A 15,901-nucleotide genomic window follows, 5' to 3' on the forward strand; every position below is an offset into this window, starting at 1 on the left:
CGATAGCCTGAGGCCCATGGGGCTGTCGGCGAGGAACACCCGGGTGGTCGCGGTGGCGGTCGTCGTCGTGATCGGCGTCGCCGCCGCCGGCTTCCGCGTCTACCAGGACCGCGCCGCCGACCTCGTCAGCCCGGGCGCCGCCGGCACCAACCGGTTCGTCGCGTCGTCGCAGCCCGAGACCTCCTACGTGGTCGAGGGCCTCGACGTGTGCCTCGACCGCCCCGGTGACGTGACCATCACCGACGTGTCCTTCGTGACCAACCAGGGCGGCGCGCGCGTCACCGCGTGGGGGGTGCGACCGCAGCTGGCCACGCGCGGCGCCGACCCGTCCCAGCCCAGCACCCTCGGTCGCCGCGGGGGCTTCGAGCGACGCGACGTGACGCGCACCTGCGGCGCTCCGACGGACTCCTCCGAGCTCGCGCTCGAGGTGCGCAAGTCCGCGCCCGGCCTGGGCCGTGGCCTCGACCTGCGGATCACCTACGACACCGGCCTGTTCACCCGCGAGCTCGAGGTCGAGATGGACGTCGTGCTCTGCGGTCCCGAGACCGGGTCGACGTCGGTCAGCCGGGCCTGCGCCGACATCGAGAGCGCCGAGGCCGGCTGAGCCCAGTACCTGGACCCGTCAGGGCAGGGTGGCGAGCAGCTGCGGGACGCCGCGGAGGCGGCCGGTGTAGAAGGGGATCTCGTCGCGCACGTGCAGGCGCGCGCGGGTGGCGCGCAGGTCGCGCATGAGGTCGACGATGCGGTGCAGCTCGTCGGCCTCGAACGCCAGGATCCACTCATAGTCGCCGAGGGCGAACGACGAGACGGTGTTGGCGCGGACGTCGGGGTAGTCGCGGGCCGCCATGCCGTGCTCGCGGAGCATGTCGCGGCGCTCGTCGTCGGGCAGCAGGTACCACTCGTACGAGCGCACGAAGGGGTACACGCAGATGTAGGGGTGCGTCTGCTCCCCGGCCATGAACGCCGGGATGTGCGCCTTGTTGAACTCTGCCGGGCGGTGCAGCGCCATCTGCGACCACACGGGCGCGAGGTGCTGGCCGAGCTCGGTGCGGCGCAGGGCCTGGTAGGCGTCCTGCAGCTGGTCCGACGACGGCGCGTGCCACCAGACCATCAGGTCGGCGTCGGCACGCAGGCCGCTGACGTCGTAGAGCCCGCGGACGACGACGTCCTGCTCGGCCAGGGACGCGAACAGCTCCTCCACCTCGCCGACGGCCTTCGCGCGGTCGACGTCGCCGAACGGGACGGCCAGACGGAACACCGACCACATCGTGTAGCGGACGGTCTCGTTGACCTCCTTGGCGATCTTGCCGTGGTGCGGGACCTTGCCGGAGGTGTCAGTGCTCATGGGTCCATTGTGGCGCGGCCCCGGTGGTGGTGCGCCAGCGGTCCGCGACGCGTCCGGCCGCGGCACGAGCGCCCGCGACGACGGCCGGGATGCCGACGCCGTGGTAGGCCGCGCCGCACAGCTCCAGGCCCGGGACGCGGGCGACGGCGTCCTCGACGGTGGCGATCCGCTCGGCGTGGCCGACGGTGTACTGCGGCAGCGCGCCGCCCCACCGGTGCACGTGCGCGTCGACGAGGGGGCCGCGCAGACCGGCGGCCTCGGCGAGGTCGGCCATCGCCAGCTCGACGAGCTCGTGGTCGTCGCGCTGCAGCAGCGCCTCCTCCCCCGCGCGGCCCACCGAGGTGCGCAGGACGAACGGCCCGCCGTCGGCGGGCTCCAGCCAGCCCCACTTGCGCGACGAGAAGGTGGCCGCCTTGATCGAGCGCCCATCGACCGGCGGCACCAGGAAGCCCGAGCCGAGGGCGGGGTCGATCGTCGCGGGATCGACGGCCAGCGTCACGATCGCCATGCTCGCGTACTTCACCTCGCGCAGCGCGCGGGCGGCGACGGGTGCGACCTCGCCCACCAGCCGGGCGGTGGGGGCGCCGGGGACGGCGAGCACCACGGCGTCGACGTCGAGCACGACGGGGTGCGTGGTGGGTCCGTGGACGAGCCGCCAGCCGTCGGCGGTGCGGTGCAGCTCGCGGACCGTCGCGCCGAGCACCACGTCGGCCCCGGACGCGGCGGCGACGGCGTCGGGCAGGCGTCCGATGCCGCCTCGGATGCCCGCGAAGACCGGCGTGGTGGCCCCGCCCGCGGCCGAGCGGGTGCGCGCGAGGCTGCCCGCCGCGGCCGCGACCAGGCGCGTGCGGCCGTCGACCAGAGCCGCCACCTGCGGCGCGGCCGACGTCAGCGAGAGCCGGTGGGCGTGCCCCGCGTAGACGCCGCCGAGCAGGGGCTCGACGAGGCGGTCGACGACCTCCCGTCCGAGACGGGACGCCACGAAGTCGCCGACGCTGACGTCGCGCTCGGGCAGGGCACGAGGCACGTCGGCGCGCGTCCGCAGGACGCCCGACCTGGACAGGACGCCGCTCGCCGCGAGCGCCGCGCGGTCGGCCGGCACGCCCATCACGGTGGGCGGCATCGGGCGCAGCGCGCCACGCGTCCAGATGGCGGCGCCGACCTTGTTGGGGTGGACGACGTCGTCGGCCAGGCCCACGCGGCGGGCGAGGTCGGTGCCCTCGGGGCGCCGGGCCAGCATCGACTCGGCGCCGGTGTCGACCCGCACGCCGCCCACCTCGCGCGTGCCCAGCTTGCCACCGAGCTGCGGGGCCGCCTCGAGCAGCGTGATCTCGGCGTCGTGGAGGCGGTCGCGCAGCTCCAGCGCAGCGGTGACGCCGGCGATCCCGCCGCCGACCACCGCCACCCGGATCGGCATCAGACCGGGTAGGCGTGGACGAAGTCGACGAGGCGGGCCAGCTGGTCGGGGTCGGTGGCCGGCAGCACGCCGTGACCGAGGTTGAACACGTGCCCGGGTGCGGAGCGTCCGGCCTCGATCACCTCGGCGGCGCGCGCGGTCATCACGTCGGTGGGTGCGAAGACGAGCGTCGAGTCGAGGTTGCCCTGCAGCGCCTTGCCGCCGCCGACGCGCTTGGCGGCCTCGTCGAGCGGCACGCGCCAGTCGACGCCGACGACGTCCGCGCCGGCCTCGCCCATGGAGTGCAGCAGCTCGCCGGTGCCCACCCCGAAGTGGATGCGCGGCACGCCGAGGTCGGCGACGTCGGCCAGCACGCGCTCGGAGTAGGGGCGGACGTAGCGCTCGTAGTCGGCCAGCGACAGCGTGCCGGCCCACGAGTCGAACAGCTGGACGGCCGACGCCCCCGCCTCGACCTGCACGCGCAGGAACCGTGCCGAGATCCGCGCCAGGGACGACATCAGCGCGTCCCACGTCTCGGGGTCGCCGTACATCAGCGCCTTGGAGTGGCGGTGGTCCTTGGACGGCCCGCCCTCCACCAGGTACGACACGAGCGTGTACGGCGCGCCGGCGAAGCCGATGAGCGGCGTCGAGCCGAGCTCGCCCACCAGGCCCTGGACGGACTGCGTCACGTAGTCGACGTCGTCGGGCTCCAGGTCGCGGAGCTGCGAGACGCCGGCGAGGTCGCGGATCGGGTTCGCGACCACCGGACCGGTGCCCGGCACGATGTCGAGGTCGACGCCGATGGCCTTGAGCGGCACCACGATGTCGGAGTAGAAGACGGCCGCGTCGACGCCGTAGCGGCGCACCGGCTGCATGGTGATCTCGACGACCATGTCGGGGCGCCGGCACGACTCGAGCATCGGGACGCCCTCGCGCAGCGCGCGGTACTCGGGCAGCGAGCGGCCGGCCTGACGCATGAACCACACGGGCGTGTGGGGGACGGCCTCGCCGCGACAGGCGCGGAGGAAGGCCGACGAGCTGAGGTCGGGAAGGTCTGCCACCCCCCGATCCTCCCAGCCCCGACGGCGCGTCGCAGCCGCGGGGCGACGCCCCGTGCGCCTACGCTGCGAGCATGCCCGCCCGCAAGGAGCTGGACGGCCCCCCGGCCGAGTTCTCCCGCGCGGTGTCACAGCTGCGCGAGGCTCCCTTGAGACCAGAAGTCGTCTGCGAGCAGATGCCCGCACCCAGCCGCATCGCTCCGCACGCCTTCGCCATGAGCGGCGACGTCGTCGTGGCCGGCGAGGAGCTCGGCACCGGCCGCATCGTGCTGCTGCACGACCCCGCCGGCAACGACGCCTGGCGCGGCACGTTCCGCCTGGTCACCTTCGCCCGTGCCGACGTCGACCCCGAAATGGCCGCCGACCCCGTCCTGCCCGAGGTGGGCTGGAGCTGGCTCGTCGACGCGCTCGACTCGCGCGGCGCGGAGGCGGTCGCCCCCAGCGGGAGCGTCACCACCGTGCGCACCGAGGGCTTCGGCGGCATGTCCGCCGACGGCGGCTCGGCGCAGGTCGAGATCCGCGCGTCCTGGACGCCCGGCGGCGACGGCGACGTCGCGGCCCACGTCAGCGCCTGGGGCGACCTGCTGTGCACCGTCGCCGGACTGCCCCCGCTCGCCGCGGGCGTCGTGCCGATGCCCAACCGGCGGGGCGGGCTCGGTCCTCGCCGGTGACCGACGCCCCTGACGCCCCCGAGGCCGCGGGCGTCGACGCCACCGAGCCGGAGGAGACGCTGCCGCCGCTCCGGCTCCGCGACCCCCTGCCGCCGGTGGTCGACACCCCCGACGCGCTGGCCGAGGTCGTCCGCGCGGTCGCGGCCGGCACCGGACCGGTCGCGCTCGACGCCGAGCGCGCGTCGGGCTACCGCTACTCCGCCCGCGCCTACCTGGTGCAGCTGCGCCGCGAGGGCGCCGGCACGTTCCTCATCGACCCGATCCCGTTCGGCGACCTCAGCGCCCTCGACGACGCCATCGGCGACGCCGAGTGGCTGCTGCACGCCGCCAGCCAGGACCTCGTGTGCCTGGCCGAGCTGGGCCTGCGTCCGCGCGCGCTGTTCGACACCGAGCTCGCCGGACGCCTGCTCAACCTGCCCAAGGTGGGGCTCGCGTCGCTCGTCCACGACCTGCTCGGCCACACCCTGGCCAAGGAGCACTCCGCGGCCGACTGGTCCACGCGTCCGCTGCCCGAGCCGTGGCTGGAGTACGCCGCGCTCGACGTCGAGGTGCTCGTCGAGCTGCGCGACATCCTCGACGAGCGCCTGCGCGCCGCCGGCAAGCGCGAGTGGGCGGCCGAGGAGTTCGAGGCGCTGCTGTCGTTCGACGGACCCCGTCGCCGCGAGGAGCCGTGGCGCCGCACGTCGGGCATCCACAAGGCCCGCGGACGACGCGCGCTGGCGCTCGTCCGGTCGCTGTGGACCCGCCGCGACGAGATCGCCGAGCGTCGAGACACCACGCCCGGGCGCATCCTCCCCGACGCCGCGATCCTCGAGATCGCGTCCACCCAGCCGGCCGACCGTTCCGCGCTGCGCAGCCTCGGCGCCCTGCGCAACCGCGGGCCCCGCCGGTTCCTGGACGACTGGTGGGAGGCGGTCGAGGAGGGCATGGCCGTCCCCGAGAGCGACCTCCCGCGCACGTCCCAGCGTCTCGACGGCCCGCCGCCGCCGCGCCTGTGGGCCGACCGCAACCCCGAGGCCGCCGCCCGGCTCACCGGTGCCCGCGAGGTCGTCGCATCGCTGGCCGAGGAGCACGACCTGCCGCTCGAGAACGTCCTGCTGCCCGACGCCCTGCGCCGTCTCGCCTGGGAGCCGCCCGCCGAGCCCGACGCCGCCGCGATCGGCGCGTTCCTCACGGGCCTCGGCGCGCGTCCGTGGCAGGTGGGGCTGGTGGCCGAGAGGCTCGCCGCGGCCTTCGCCGACGCGCGTGCCGACGGCGACGCGTCCGCCGACGACTGACCTCGGACGAACGCGCGCGGACGTTGTCCGCGGGTCCTACGCTTTGCGCATGTCCGCACCCCGGCACCACCGCCCCGCGTTCCTCGGGGAGGACTTCTTCGACTCGCTGCCCGGCGACGACGACCCCGCGCTGCGCACCGCCGCGGGTGCGCGCGTCGCGACGCTGATCGTCCGCGGGGCGCGCACCGACGACGACCAGGGGCTGGTCGACCGGGTCGTCCGGCTCACCGACGAACACGGGCTCGACACCCTCGCCGACCTGTGGGCCGGCTCCCCCACCGACTCGCTGTCGGGCGTCCTGTGGCGCCTGTACGTGCTGCGCGCGTGGGTGCGGCGCGAGCCCGCCCGCGCATCACGCGAGTTCGACGCCGGGCGCCGCTTCGCCCCCGTCGACGAGGTCGTCGCAGGCGTCGTCGACCCACCCGGCCCCCAGGAGGTCGCGCACCTCGTCGACACCGTCGTGGCCGGCGTCGTCTCCGGCGACTTCGCCGACACCCTCGACCGAGCCTCGGCCTTCGCCCGCCTCGTCGGCGTCGGCCGCGCCCACCTCTCCGAGGACCCGCCCGCCTCCGTCGAGTCCGCCGCTCGCCTCGTCGCCACCGCCGACGTCCTCCGCGACGCCGCCCGCCTCGAGCGCGCCGGCTCCCTCACCTGACCCCGTCCCCCACCCCCCTGCCCCGTCCCCAACCGCCGAGTGGCGCAAATTCGGGGTCGACACGCGCGATCCGGCCCGGATCTGCGCCACTCGTGCCGGGTTTTGCGCCACTCGAGGGCTGGACGCGCCCGGGTGCGGACCCCGTCACGTCCGCGATCGCGGCGACGGACGGACCAGGCCGGGGTCGACGTCCGACCGACGCTCTCCTCCGCACCCTCCGCACCGCGATAGCACCCTCCGCGGTGCGACCGCCGAGTGGCGCAAAAGCCGAACCGAGTGGCGCAAGTTCGGGCTCCCGACCGCGTGTCGACCCCGAGTTTGCGCCGCTCGGCGGGTGGGGGGAGGCGGAGTCGGCGGGAGGGGAAGACGAAGTCAGCGGGCGGGGGAAGGGGGATTCCCGGTCGGTGGGTGGGATTGCTCACCGGGGTTCGGCTGGGGTGGAGGGCCGCGCTCGGATAGCCTGTTCTCGGCGTCGGGCTGCGGATGCCCCGGGTCCCAAAATTAGCCGCCACGAGCGGCCATGCGCCGTGAGGTGCACCCAGCCCGACGCCACCTATTCCTCGCCCGGACGGGCGTGCAGGCTCACCGCGTAGCCGCCACCGTCCCAGGGCTCCCGGGCCCAGCCGGCCCACCGCTCGGCGGGCACCAGGCCGGCGTCGGCGCACCACCGCGCGTACGCGTCGAGGCCGAACGGCGCCTCGTCGAGCGGCAGGTGGTCGGGGTCGAGGCCGAAGCCGGCGAGCAGCAGGCCGCCGGGGCGCAGCACCGACGCCATCTGCCGGACCGCCTGCGCCTCGGTGCCCGCCGCCAGCAGCGGGACCACGTTGCCCGCAGCCACCACCAGGTCGAACGGTCCGCCGAGGCCGAGGTCGGACAGGGAGGCGAGGTCGCCGTCCACCCACCGCACCGCGGACGAGAGCGTCCGCGCGAGGGCGACCATGTCGGGGGCGGCGTCGACGCCGACGACGTCGTGCCCGAGCGACGCCAGCCGGATCGCCACCCGCCCGTGGCCGCAGCCCGCGTCGAGCACCCGCCCCGGCGAGCCGAGCAGTGCGTGGCACAGCGCCGCCTCGCCGTGCACGTCCTGCCCCGACGCCTCCGCCTCGGCGAACCGCGAGGCGTACTCCCCTGCGTCGACGCGCACGCCGACGTCGTCCCAGCGCGTCATGCGTCCAGTGTGAGGCGGAGGTTGCGGTAGCTGCGCACGACCTCCATGCCGACGGCGAGGTACAGCCCGAGTGCGCCGGTGCGGCTGTCGGTGTTGAGCTCGGCCCGGACGGCGCCGCGCGCCCGCGTCGTCGCGAACGCGTCGGCGAGCAGCGCCTGCGCGATCCCGCGACGGCGGTGCGGCGCCGCCACCGCGAGCTGGTCGACCCAGCCGGTGTCGCCGGGCAGGCTGCTGACGCAGGCGGCGACCACACCGTCCGGGCCCTCGACGAGCCGCACCTGCCAGGGCTCGAAGTCCTCGCGCCCCACCGTCGTCGTGCGCCAGTCGTCGAACGACTTCGCACGCCGTCCGGGCCACTCGCCGAACGCGCCCTCGATCACGTCGTACGCGACGCGCTCGTCGGTCCCCGGCACGTAGTCGCGCAGCGCGTACCCGTCGGGCAGCTGCGCGTCCGGCAGCGACGCACCGGACGGCAGGCCCAGCACCCACGACTCGTACGACGGCTCGAACCCGTGCGCCTCAAGGAGTGCGATCGCCGCGGCGTTGCCGACGGCCAGGGTCTGCGCCACGGACGACTCCCCCAGCGACCGCGCCAGGTCGAGCGACCACCGCAGCGCCTCGGTGCCCAGACCCCGACCGCGCGCGGCGGGGTGCACGTAGTTCTCGAGCCGCCCGTGGTGCAGCTCGGCGCACGCCACCAGCCGCCCGTCGACCTCCCAGCCCCGCGCCTGCCGCGCCAGGTCGAACCCGTCGCGACGCCAGTCGGCGGCGACGTCCTCCTCCTCGATCAGCGACACCCCGTCGTCGTGCGCCTCGCTCGCCGCGACCACCGCGGTGACGGCCGCCGCGTCGTCGGAGGTCAGGGCGCGGCCGGTGCTGCGTTCGTCCGACATGTGGATGAGGATGGCAGCGACGAGAGGAGAAGTCGCGTGACTTCGCACGAGGTGGACGTCGTCGTCGTCGGGCTGGGGCCCGGCGGGGAGGACCTGGCGGCGCGGCTGGCCCGCGCCGGCCTGGACGTGGTGGGTGTGGAGCGCCGGCTGGTGGGCGGCGAGTGCCCGTACTGGGGCTGCATCCCCTCCAAGATGGTGATCCGCGCGGCCGACAGCATCGCCGAGACGCGACGCACACCCCGGATCGGCGGTGCTGTGACCGTCGAGCCCGACTTCGGGCTCGTGGCAACACGCATCCGCGACGAGGCCACCACGAACTGGGACGACACCGTCGCCGCCGACCGGCTCACCGACTCCGGCGCCACCCTCGTCCGCGGCGACGCCCGCCTCGACGGCCCGCGAACCGTGGTCGTCGGCGACGACCGTTACGTCGCCCGCAAGGGCGTCGTCCTCAACACCGGCACGCGACCCGCACGGCTGCCGATCGACGGGCTCGAGGGCACGCCCTACTGGACGAACCACGAGATCCTCGAGACGACGACGGCGCCCGCGTCGCTCGCGGTCATCGGCGGCGGCCCGATCGGCGCCGAGCTGGCGCAGGCGTTCTCCCGCTTCGGCACCACGGTGCACGTGATCGAGCACGGACCTCGCATCGTCGGGCCCGAGGAGCCCGAGGCGTCGGCGGTCCTCACCGAGGTCTTCGAGCGCGAGGGCATCACGATCCACACCGACGCCGAGACCCAGAGGGTCGAGCACTCCGAGGCAGACGGCTTCACGATCCACCTCGGCGACGGCACGATCCGGGTCGAGCAGCTGCTCGTCGCCGCCGGACGCACGTCCAACCTCGACGACCTCGGCCTGGAGACGGTCGGCGTCGAGGCGGGTGGCAAAAGCGTCCCGGTCGACGATCACATGCGCGTGGCCGACGGCCTCTGGGCGATCGGCGACGTCGCCGGCAAGGGCGCGTTCACCCACGTCTCGATGTACCAGTCGGCCATCGCGTACCGCGACATCGTCGGCGAGGACGGACCCCCGGCCGACTACCGCGCGCTCCCCCACGTCACGTTCACCGACCCCGAGATCGGCTCGGTCGGGATGACCGAGAAGTCCGCCCGTGACGCCGGCCTGCGCATCCGCGTCGGCGTCACCGACCTGTCGGCGAGCAGCCGCGGCTTCGTGCACGGCCCCGGCAACGACGGCGTCATCAAGGTCGTCGAGGACGCCGACCGCGGCGTGCTCGTCGGTGCCACCGCCGTCGGCCCGTCCGGCGGTGAGATCCTGGGCGCACTGGCGATCGCCGTGCGCGGCGAGGTGCCCGTGGCCACGCTGCAGCACAGCATCTGGGCCTACCCGACGTTCCACCGCGCGATCGAGTCGGCGCTGGCCGACCTGCACGACCCCGATGAGGAGCAGAGCGCATGAGCGAGATCAGCACCGAGCAGCTCGAGCAGCTGGGCAAGGCCTTCGACGCCGACCCGGCACGCCGCCTGCTGCAGAACGCGATCACCCGCAACGCCGTCACCGAGGTGGCGCTCGACCACCAGGTCGTCGTCGGCATCGACCACTCGGTGTCGCACCTGCTCGACGACTGGGCCGCCACCAACCAGAAGCAGAGCGGACGATGCTGGCTGTTCGCCGGCACCAACCTGCTCCGAGCCGGCACGCGCGACGAGCTCGACGTCAAGGACTTCGAGTTCTCGCAGTCGTGGCTGCTGTTCTGGGACAAGCTGGAGAAGGCGAACTTCTGGCTCGAGGCCATCCTCGCGACGGCCGACCGCGACGTCGACGACCGCACCGTCGCGCACCTGCTCTCCTCGCCGTCGGAGGACGGCGGGCAGTGGAACATGTTCGTCGCACTCGTCCGCAAGTACGGCCTGGTGCCCAAGGTCGCGATGCCCGAGACGAAGTCGTCCAGCAGCACCAAGCTGATGAACGAGGGCATCGCGCGCATCCTGCGCCAGGGTGCCAAGGACCTCCGCGCCCGTGCGTCCGCCGGTGACGACACCGAGCAGCTGCAGGAGCACAAGCGCGAGGTCGTCGCGACCGTCCACCGGCTCCTGTGCCTGCACCTCGGCACGCCCCCGACGTCGTTCTGGTGGCAGTGGACCGACAAGGACCGCGGCTTCCACCGCGAGGGCGACATGACGCCGCGTGCGTTCGCCGACCGGTACGTCGGGGTCCCGCTGGACGACTACGTCTGCCTGGTCGACGACCCGCGCCCCGGCAGCCCGCGTGGCCGCACGTTCACCGTCGAGCACCTCGGCAACGTGGTCGGCGAGCCGCCGGTGGTGTACCTCAACGTCGAGCCCGGAGTCATGAAGAAGCTCGCTGCCGACGCGATCGTGGGCGGCGAGCCCGTGTGGTTCGGCTGCGACACCGATCAGATGAGCAACGGCGACCTCGGCGTGTGGGACGCGCGCCTGTACGACTACGACGCCGTCTACGACACCCGGACCGACCTGACCAAGGCCGAGCGGCTGGCGTTCGGCGACTCGATGATGACGCACGCGATGCTCTTCACCGGCGTCGACCTCGTCGAGGGCCCGGGCGGCGAGCAGGTGCCGCGGCGCTGGCGCGTCGAGAACAGCTGGGGCACCGAGAAGGCCGACAAGGGCTTCTTCACGATGAACGACAACTGGTTCGCCGAGCACGTCTTCGAGATCGCGGTGCGCCGTGACGCCCTCCCGGCCGAGCTGCGCGACGCCCTCGGCACCGAGCCGCAGGTGCTCCCCGCCTGGGACCCGATGGGCGCCCTGGCCCGCTGACCCGGCCCGCCCGGCACGGTTCACCGCCGTGTCGGGTCGGGTTCACCGCCGCGTGCGGCGCGGTGGCGAGGGTGCAGGCATGAACGACCTCCCCCGTCGTACCTTCCTGCGCTCCTCGGTCGCCGTGGGCGGTGTCGCCGGCCTGATGGGCTCGGCCGCGCTGCTCAACCAGCCGTCCGTCGGCCTGCCCAACCAGGTGATCGGCGGACGTCCGTCACTCACCCACGGCGTCCAGTCGGGCGACGTCGGCACCACGACCGCCACGGTCTGGGCCCGCTCGGACCGGCCCGCCCGGCTGATGGTCGAGGTGGCCCGCGACGACCGCTTCCGCAACCCCGTGCGCCTGCGTGGCCCGCGGACGACCTTCGGCACCGACCTGACGGGCCGCATCGGTCTGCGCGGCCTGCCGCCCGGCCGCGACCTGTCCTACCGGATCTGGGCCGACGACCCCGACGGGGGACGTCCCGGCCGTCCCGTCGTCGGACGCCTGCGCACCGCGCCCGCCCGCAAGGACGACGTCCGCTTCCTGTGGTCGGGCGACATCGCCGGCCAGGGCTGGGGCATCGACCCCGCCTACGGCGGCTACCGGATCGCCGACGCGATGGCCGCGCGCGACGCCGACTTCTTCCTGTGCAGCGGCGACACCGTCTACGCCGACGGGCCCCTCACCGAGAAGGTCGCGCTGCCCGACGGCCGCACCTGGACCAACCTGGTGACGGTCGAGAAGTCCAAGGTGGCCGAGAGCCTGCACGAGTTCCGCGGGCAGTACAAGTACAACCTGATGGCCGACAACTGGCGCCGCTTCCTCGCCCAGACCCCGCAGGTCAACCAGTGGGACGACCACGAGGTCACCAACAACTGGTACCCCGGCGAGATCCTCGACGACGCCCGCTACACCGAGAAGAGCGTCGACGTCCTCGCGCGTCGCGCCAAGCAGGCCTTCCACGAGTACGTGCCGATCAACCCGCGTCAGTCCGACGCCGACGGCCGCATCTACCGCGTGATCCACCACGGCCCGTCGCTCGACGTGTTCGTGCTCGACATGCGTACCTACAAGGACCCCAACACCGCCAACGGCGAGACCCGCTCGGACGGCGGCGTCCTCGGGCGCAAGCAGACCCGCTGGCTCCTCGACGAGCTGCGCCGCTCCAAGGCGACCTGGAAGGTCATCGCCGCCGACCTGCCGCTGGGCCTGGTCGTCCCCGACGGCACTACCGCGCAGGAGGGGCTGGCCCAGGGCGACCCCGGCCTGCCGCTCGGACGCGAGCGCGACATCGCCGAGGTGCTCACCGGCCTCCAGCGCCTCGGCATCCGCAACCACGTGTGGTTGACCGCCGACGTCCACTACACCGCCGCCCACCACTACTCCCCCGACCGCGCGGCCTACCAGCGCTTCGACCCGTTCTGGGAGTTCGTCTCCGGCCCGCTCAACGCCGGCGCGTTCGGCCCCAACGCGCTCGACGGCACGTTCGGCCCGGAGGCGGTCTACGTCGAGGCGCCGCCGAAGGCCAACACCTCCCCGGCCGAGGGCTTCCAGTTCTTCGGCGAGGTGCAGATCGACGGGCGCACCGAGGAGCTCACCGTCCAGCTGCGCGGCATCGACGGCGGCGTCCGGCACCAGACCACCCTGACGCCCGCCCGGCGCTAGGGCTTGCCGACCTCCGGGGCGGGCCGCGGCCGTTACACTCGGCCGATGCCCACCCGCCACGAGACCCTCCGGGGCCGCCGCTGCAGCGCACTGCTGCTCGCGTCGGCGCTGGTGCTGCTCTCGTGGTTCGCCGGCGGCGCGGCACACGCGTCGGGCGCGTCGGCGGTGGCACCGACGGCGGTCTCCGCCTCGACGCACAGCGGCACGGGCGACGACGGGCACCAGCACGCCTCGTCGGTCGACCACGCCCCGCGCCACGCGAACCTCCACGTGCACCAGGTGGCACCGGACGTCGCGCCCGCGCCCGTCGTCCGGCTGGACGCCCCCCGCGAGGTCGGCGTCGTCGAGCAGGTCCAGGCCCGCGGGCCGCCGGTCGCCCCGGTCAGCACCACGAGCGCGAGCAGGGCACCACCGGCCTGAGCCGGTCCTCCCTGCCCTGACGTCACCCCTCGCGCTCGCGAGCCGCACCGGAAGCACCTGCCCTCATGGCCATGTTCAGATCCAAGACCGACGGCAAGGCCGACCCCACGGCCGGCCAGACCTCCTCCACCAAGCGCCCCGGGGGCTCGACCTCCCGCGGCAGGAAACCACCTCGTAGCGGCAGCCGCGCCCCGCTGTGGCGCGCGATCGCCACCCTCGCGGCCCTGGGCGTCGCCGCCGCCCTCGCCTTCACCGGCGCGCCGCGCCTCGGGCTCGACCTGAGCGGCGGCACCCAGATCGTCCTGGAGACCCAGGACACCGACCGGGTCCAGGCCGACGCCGAGGCCACCGACCGCGCGCTCACCATCCTGCGCGGACGCGTCGACGCCCTGGGCGTCGCGGAGCCCACGCTCGCCCGCTCCGGCGAGAACCGGATCATCGTCGAGCTCCCCGGCATCCAGGACCCCCGCGAGGCCGCCGAGGTGATCGGCAAGACCGCGCAGCTCACCTTCCACCAGGTGACCAACCAGGCCGCGACGCCCGAGGAGTACGAGGCGGCGCAGACCGCGGCCAACGAGGCCGCCACCGCCCAGGCCCGCGAGGACGCCGAGGCCGACGGCGACGACCCGGCCGAGGTCGAGCCCGTCACCGACGGCGCGCAGCCGACGGGCCAGCCGCTCGTCCTGCCCGACGAGTCCGGCGCGCCGGTGGCGCTGGCCGCCCAGGCGCTCGACGGCAACGGCGTCAGCGACGCGGCCGAGGGCCAGCCCGAGGGCGGCCTGCAGTGGGTCGTCAACGTCAGCTTCAACGGCACCGGCGCTCCCGCGTGGGGCGGCCTGGTCCAGGCCGCGTGCGCCGACCCGGCCAACGGGCAGCGCATCGCGATCGTGCTCGACAACGAGATCATCTCCTCGCCCGGCATCGTCCCGGCGCTCTGCCAGAGCGGCGGCGGCAGCAGCACGTCGATCACCGGCGACTTCACGCTGGAGTCCGCCAAGGACCTCGCCGTCCTGATCAAGGGCGGCTCGCTGCCCGTTCCGGTCGACGTCATCGAGCAGCGCACCGTCGGCCCCACGCTCGGTGCGGCCGCCATCGACGCCTCCATCGAGGCCGGCATCATCGGCATCGCCCTCACCGGCATCTTCATCGTGCTCGTCTACCGCTTCGTCGGCTTCCTCGCCACGATCGCCCTCGCGACGTACGCGTTGATCTCCTACGCCATCCTGATCTGGCTGGGGGCGACGCTGACCCTGCCCGGGCTCGCGGGCTTCGTGCTCGCCATCGGCCTGGCCATCGACGCCAACGTGCTCGTGTTCGAGCGCGCGCGGGAGGAGTACGCCCTGAGACGGGGTGACGGTCTCGCCTCCGCGCTCGACACCGGCTACAAGAAGGCCTGGAGCGCGATCCTCGACTCCAACATCACCACTCTGCTGGCCGCCGGGCTGCTGTTCTTCCTCGCGTCCGGCCCGGTGCGCGGCTTCGGCGTCACGCTGTCCATCGGCGTCATCGCCTCGATGCTGTCGGCGCTCGTCATCGCCCGCGTGCTCACCGAGAGCTACGCCCGACGCCGGTTCGCCGACGACAGGCCCGCCCTGAGCGGCATCGCGGGCAACGGACGGTTCCGCACCTGGCTCACCGAGAGCGGGCCGTACATCATGCGCCGCAGCGGGCTGTGGATCGGGATCACCGTCGCGGTCGCCGTGGTGTCGATCGGCGGGATCCTCGCGCGGGGCCTGAACCTCGGCGTCGAGTTCACCGGCGGCCGCATCCTGGAGTTCTCCACGGCCCAGGCCGCCGACCCCGAGACCGTGCGCACCGCCGTCGGCGACGCGGGCTTCCCGTCCGCGGTCGTCCAGGAGTCGTCGGGCGACGGCCAGAACGAGAACATCACCGTCCGCACCGACCAGATCACCAACGACGAGGCGGTCACGATCGAGGACGCCGTCGCGTCGTCCACCGGTGGCGAGGTCACCAAGGAGCGCGACGAGCTCATCGGCCCGAGCCTCGGCCAGGAGCTGCGCAACCAGGCCCTGATCGCGTTCGCGATCGCCGTCGCGGCGCAGATGATCTACCTGGCGTTCCGGTTCCGCTGGACCTTCGCCGCGGGCGCCGTGCTCTCGATGGCGTCGGTCGTGCTCACCGTCGTCGGCGTGTTCGCCTGGTGGGGCAAGCCGATCGACGGCGTGTTCCTGGCGGCGATCCTGTCGATCATCGGACTGGCGGTCAACGACACGATCGTCATCTTCGACCGCATCCGCGAGAAGCTCCGCGACAAGCTCGACAAGCCGCTGCGGCAGGAGGTGAACGACGCGATCCTGGCGACGATCCCCCGCACCATCAACACCGGTCTGGGCGCCATGTTCATCCTCGCGGCGCTCGCCTTCCTCGGTGGCGACTCGCTGACGGACTTCGCGATCGCGCTGCTGATCGGCCTGTCGGTCGGCATCCTGTCGACGATCTTCACCGCGTCGGCGATCGCCGTCGTTCTGCAGGAGCGGTTCCCGCAGAAGGAGAAGTCCGAGAAGAAGCAGGCCGACCCGTACGCGGACATCGTCCACGCGGGTCGCGAGAGCGGCACCTCCTAGCCGCTCCCGCGGCACCCGCA

14 protein-coding genes are annotated in these 15,901 nt (G+C 73.9%); 9 read left to right on the forward strand and 5 right to left on the reverse strand.

What is annotated here, in order from left to right; genetic code table 11:
* The first annotated feature begins 16 nt into the window (after positions 1 to 16).
* A complete protein-coding gene (locus ACI6PP_RS07990) occupies positions 17 to 604 on the forward strand; it encodes a hypothetical protein (protein WP_421110602.1) in 588 nt (195 codons plus the stop codon).
* An 18-nt stretch (positions 605 to 622) separates the two neighbouring features.
* On the opposite strand, the gene hemQ is transcribed toward ACI6PP_RS07990, so the two are convergent.
* The 3 genes from hemQ to hemE are packed head-to-tail and all read right to left on the reverse strand — an operon-like array spanning position 623 to position 3,802.
* The gene (gene hemQ, locus ACI6PP_RS07995) at positions 623 to 1,345 is read right to left on the reverse strand and encodes a hydrogen peroxide-dependent heme synthase (protein WP_421110604.1); all 723 of its coding nucleotides are present in this window, start codon (positions 1,343 to 1,345) and stop codon (positions 623 to 625) included.
* Positions 1,335 to 2,762, reverse strand: a complete 1,428-nt coding sequence (hemG, locus tag ACI6PP_RS08000) for a protoporphyrinogen oxidase (RefSeq protein ID WP_421110605.1) — start codon at positions 2,760 to 2,762, stop codon at positions 1,335 to 1,337. Before hemG ends, hemQ begins: the two co-directional genes overlap by 11 nt.
* Positions 2,762 to 3,802, reverse strand: coding sequence for a uroporphyrinogen decarboxylase (hemE, locus tag ACI6PP_RS08005; protein ID WP_421110607.1), 1,041 nt, complete (start codon positions 3,800 to 3,802; stop codon positions 2,762 to 2,764). Before hemE ends, hemG begins: the two co-directional genes overlap by 1 nt.
* Positions 3,803 to 3,873: 71 nt before the next feature.
* On the opposite strand from hemE, the gene ACI6PP_RS08010 reads away from it, so the two are divergent.
* The 3 genes from ACI6PP_RS08010 to ACI6PP_RS08020 are packed head-to-tail and all read left to right on the forward strand — an operon-like array spanning position 3,874 to position 6,402.
* Positions 3,874 to 4,470: a DUF3000 domain-containing protein gene (locus tag ACI6PP_RS08010; protein ID WP_421110608.1), complete on the forward strand. Its 597-nt coding sequence runs from the start codon at positions 3,874 to 3,876 to the stop codon at positions 4,468 to 4,470.
* A complete protein-coding gene (locus ACI6PP_RS08015; protein WP_421110610.1) occupies positions 4,467 to 5,747 on the forward strand; it encodes a ribonuclease D in 1,281 nt (426 codons plus the stop codon). Before ACI6PP_RS08010 ends, ACI6PP_RS08015 begins: the two co-directional genes overlap by 4 nt.
* A 49-nt stretch (positions 5,748 to 5,796) precedes the next feature.
* Positions 5,797 to 6,402 carry a hypothetical protein gene (locus ACI6PP_RS08020; RefSeq protein WP_421110611.1) on the forward strand — a complete coding sequence of 202 codons (606 nt, stop codon included), beginning with the start codon at positions 5,797 to 5,799 and terminating at the stop codon, positions 6,400 to 6,402.
* A 553-nt stretch (positions 6,403 to 6,955) separates the two neighbouring features.
* Here ACI6PP_RS08020 and ACI6PP_RS08025 read toward each other — a convergent pair.
* Positions 6,956 to 7,570, reverse strand: coding sequence for a class I SAM-dependent methyltransferase (locus ACI6PP_RS08025; protein WP_421110612.1), 615 nt, complete (start codon positions 7,568 to 7,570; stop codon positions 6,956 to 6,958).
* Complete coding sequence (locus ACI6PP_RS08030; RefSeq protein ID WP_421110614.1) at positions 7,567 to 8,463, reverse strand: GNAT family N-acetyltransferase; 897 nt, start codon at positions 8,461 to 8,463, stop codon at positions 7,567 to 7,569. Before ACI6PP_RS08030 ends, ACI6PP_RS08025 begins: the two co-directional genes overlap by 4 nt.
* Positions 8,464 to 8,499: 36 nt before the next feature.
* On the opposite strand from ACI6PP_RS08030, the gene ACI6PP_RS08035 reads away from it, so the two are divergent.
* The 5 genes from ACI6PP_RS08035 to secD all read left to right on the forward strand — a co-directional run bounded on the left by ACI6PP_RS08035 (position 8,500) and on the right by secD (position 15,881).
* Positions 8,500 to 9,885, forward strand: a complete 1,386-nt coding sequence (locus ACI6PP_RS08035; RefSeq protein WP_421110615.1) for a dihydrolipoyl dehydrogenase family protein — start codon at positions 8,500 to 8,502, stop codon at positions 9,883 to 9,885.
* Entirely contained in the window at positions 9,882 to 11,228 is a 1,347-nt protein-coding gene (locus ACI6PP_RS08040; RefSeq protein ID WP_421110617.1) for a C1 family peptidase, read from the forward strand. Before ACI6PP_RS08035 ends, ACI6PP_RS08040 begins: the two co-directional genes overlap by 4 nt.
* A gap of 79 nt (positions 11,229 to 11,307) precedes the next feature.
* On the forward strand, positions 11,308 to 12,876 hold the full coding sequence (locus ACI6PP_RS08045; RefSeq protein WP_421110619.1) for an alkaline phosphatase D family protein: 1,569 nt from the start codon (positions 11,308 to 11,310) through the stop codon (positions 12,874 to 12,876).
* Positions 12,877 to 12,921: 45 nt separating this feature from the next.
* A complete protein-coding gene (locus ACI6PP_RS08050) occupies positions 12,922 to 13,296 on the forward strand; it encodes a hypothetical protein (RefSeq protein ID WP_421110621.1) in 375 nt (124 codons plus the stop codon).
* A gap of 71 nt (positions 13,297 to 13,367) precedes the next feature.
* Positions 13,368 to 15,881 (forward strand): protein translocase subunit SecD, encoded by a 2,514-nt coding sequence (gene secD, locus ACI6PP_RS08055; RefSeq protein WP_421110623.1) that lies wholly within the window; start codon positions 13,368 to 13,370, stop codon positions 15,879 to 15,881.
* Positions 15,882 to 15,901: the final 20 nt, after the last annotated feature.

Origin of the sequence: Solicola agrisoli, assembly GCF_049059935.1 — a bacterium.
Classification (GTDB): Bacteria; Actinomycetota; Actinomycetes; order Propionibacteriales; family Nocardioidaceae; genus JAURVT01.

What these genes read in the sequence shown, in the direction of transcription:
- ACI6PP_RS08030 (WP_421110614.1), bottom strand. Translation starts at nt 8,463, where the DNA reads ATGTCGGACGAACGCAGCACCGGCCGCGCCCTGACCTCCGACGACGCG.
- ACI6PP_RS08045 (WP_421110619.1), top strand. Translation starts at nt 11,308, where the DNA reads ATGAACGACCTCCCCCGTCGTACCTTCCTGCGCTCCTCGGTCGCCGTG.
- secD (WP_421110623.1), top strand. Translation starts at nt 13,368, where the DNA reads ATGTTCAGATCCAAGACCGACGGCAAGGCCGACCCCACGGCCGGCCAG.
- hemG (WP_421110605.1), bottom strand. Translation starts at nt 2,762, where the DNA reads ATGCCGATCCGGGTGGCGGTGGTCGGCGGCGGGATCGCCGGCGTCACC.
- ACI6PP_RS08025 (WP_421110612.1), bottom strand. Translation starts at nt 7,570, where the DNA reads ATGACGCGCTGGGACGACGTCGGCGTGCGCGTCGACGCAGGGGAGTAC.
- ACI6PP_RS08040 (WP_421110617.1), top strand. Translation starts at nt 9,882, where the DNA reads ATGAGCGAGATCAGCACCGAGCAGCTCGAGCAGCTGGGCAAGGCCTTC.
- ACI6PP_RS08020 (WP_421110611.1), top strand. Translation starts at nt 5,797, where the DNA reads ATGTCCGCACCCCGGCACCACCGCCCCGCGTTCCTCGGGGAGGACTTC.
- ACI6PP_RS07990 (WP_421110602.1), top strand. Translation starts at nt 17, where the DNA reads ATGGGGCTGTCGGCGAGGAACACCCGGGTGGTCGCGGTGGCGGTCGTC.
- ACI6PP_RS08010 (WP_421110608.1), top strand. Translation starts at nt 3,874, where the DNA reads ATGCCCGCCCGCAAGGAGCTGGACGGCCCCCCGGCCGAGTTCTCCCGC.
- hemQ (WP_421110604.1), bottom strand. Translation starts at nt 1,345, where the DNA reads ATGAGCACTGACACCTCCGGCAAGGTCCCGCACCACGGCAAGATCGCC.
- ACI6PP_RS08050 (WP_421110621.1), top strand. Translation starts at nt 12,922, where the DNA reads ATGCCCACCCGCCACGAGACCCTCCGGGGCCGCCGCTGCAGCGCACTG.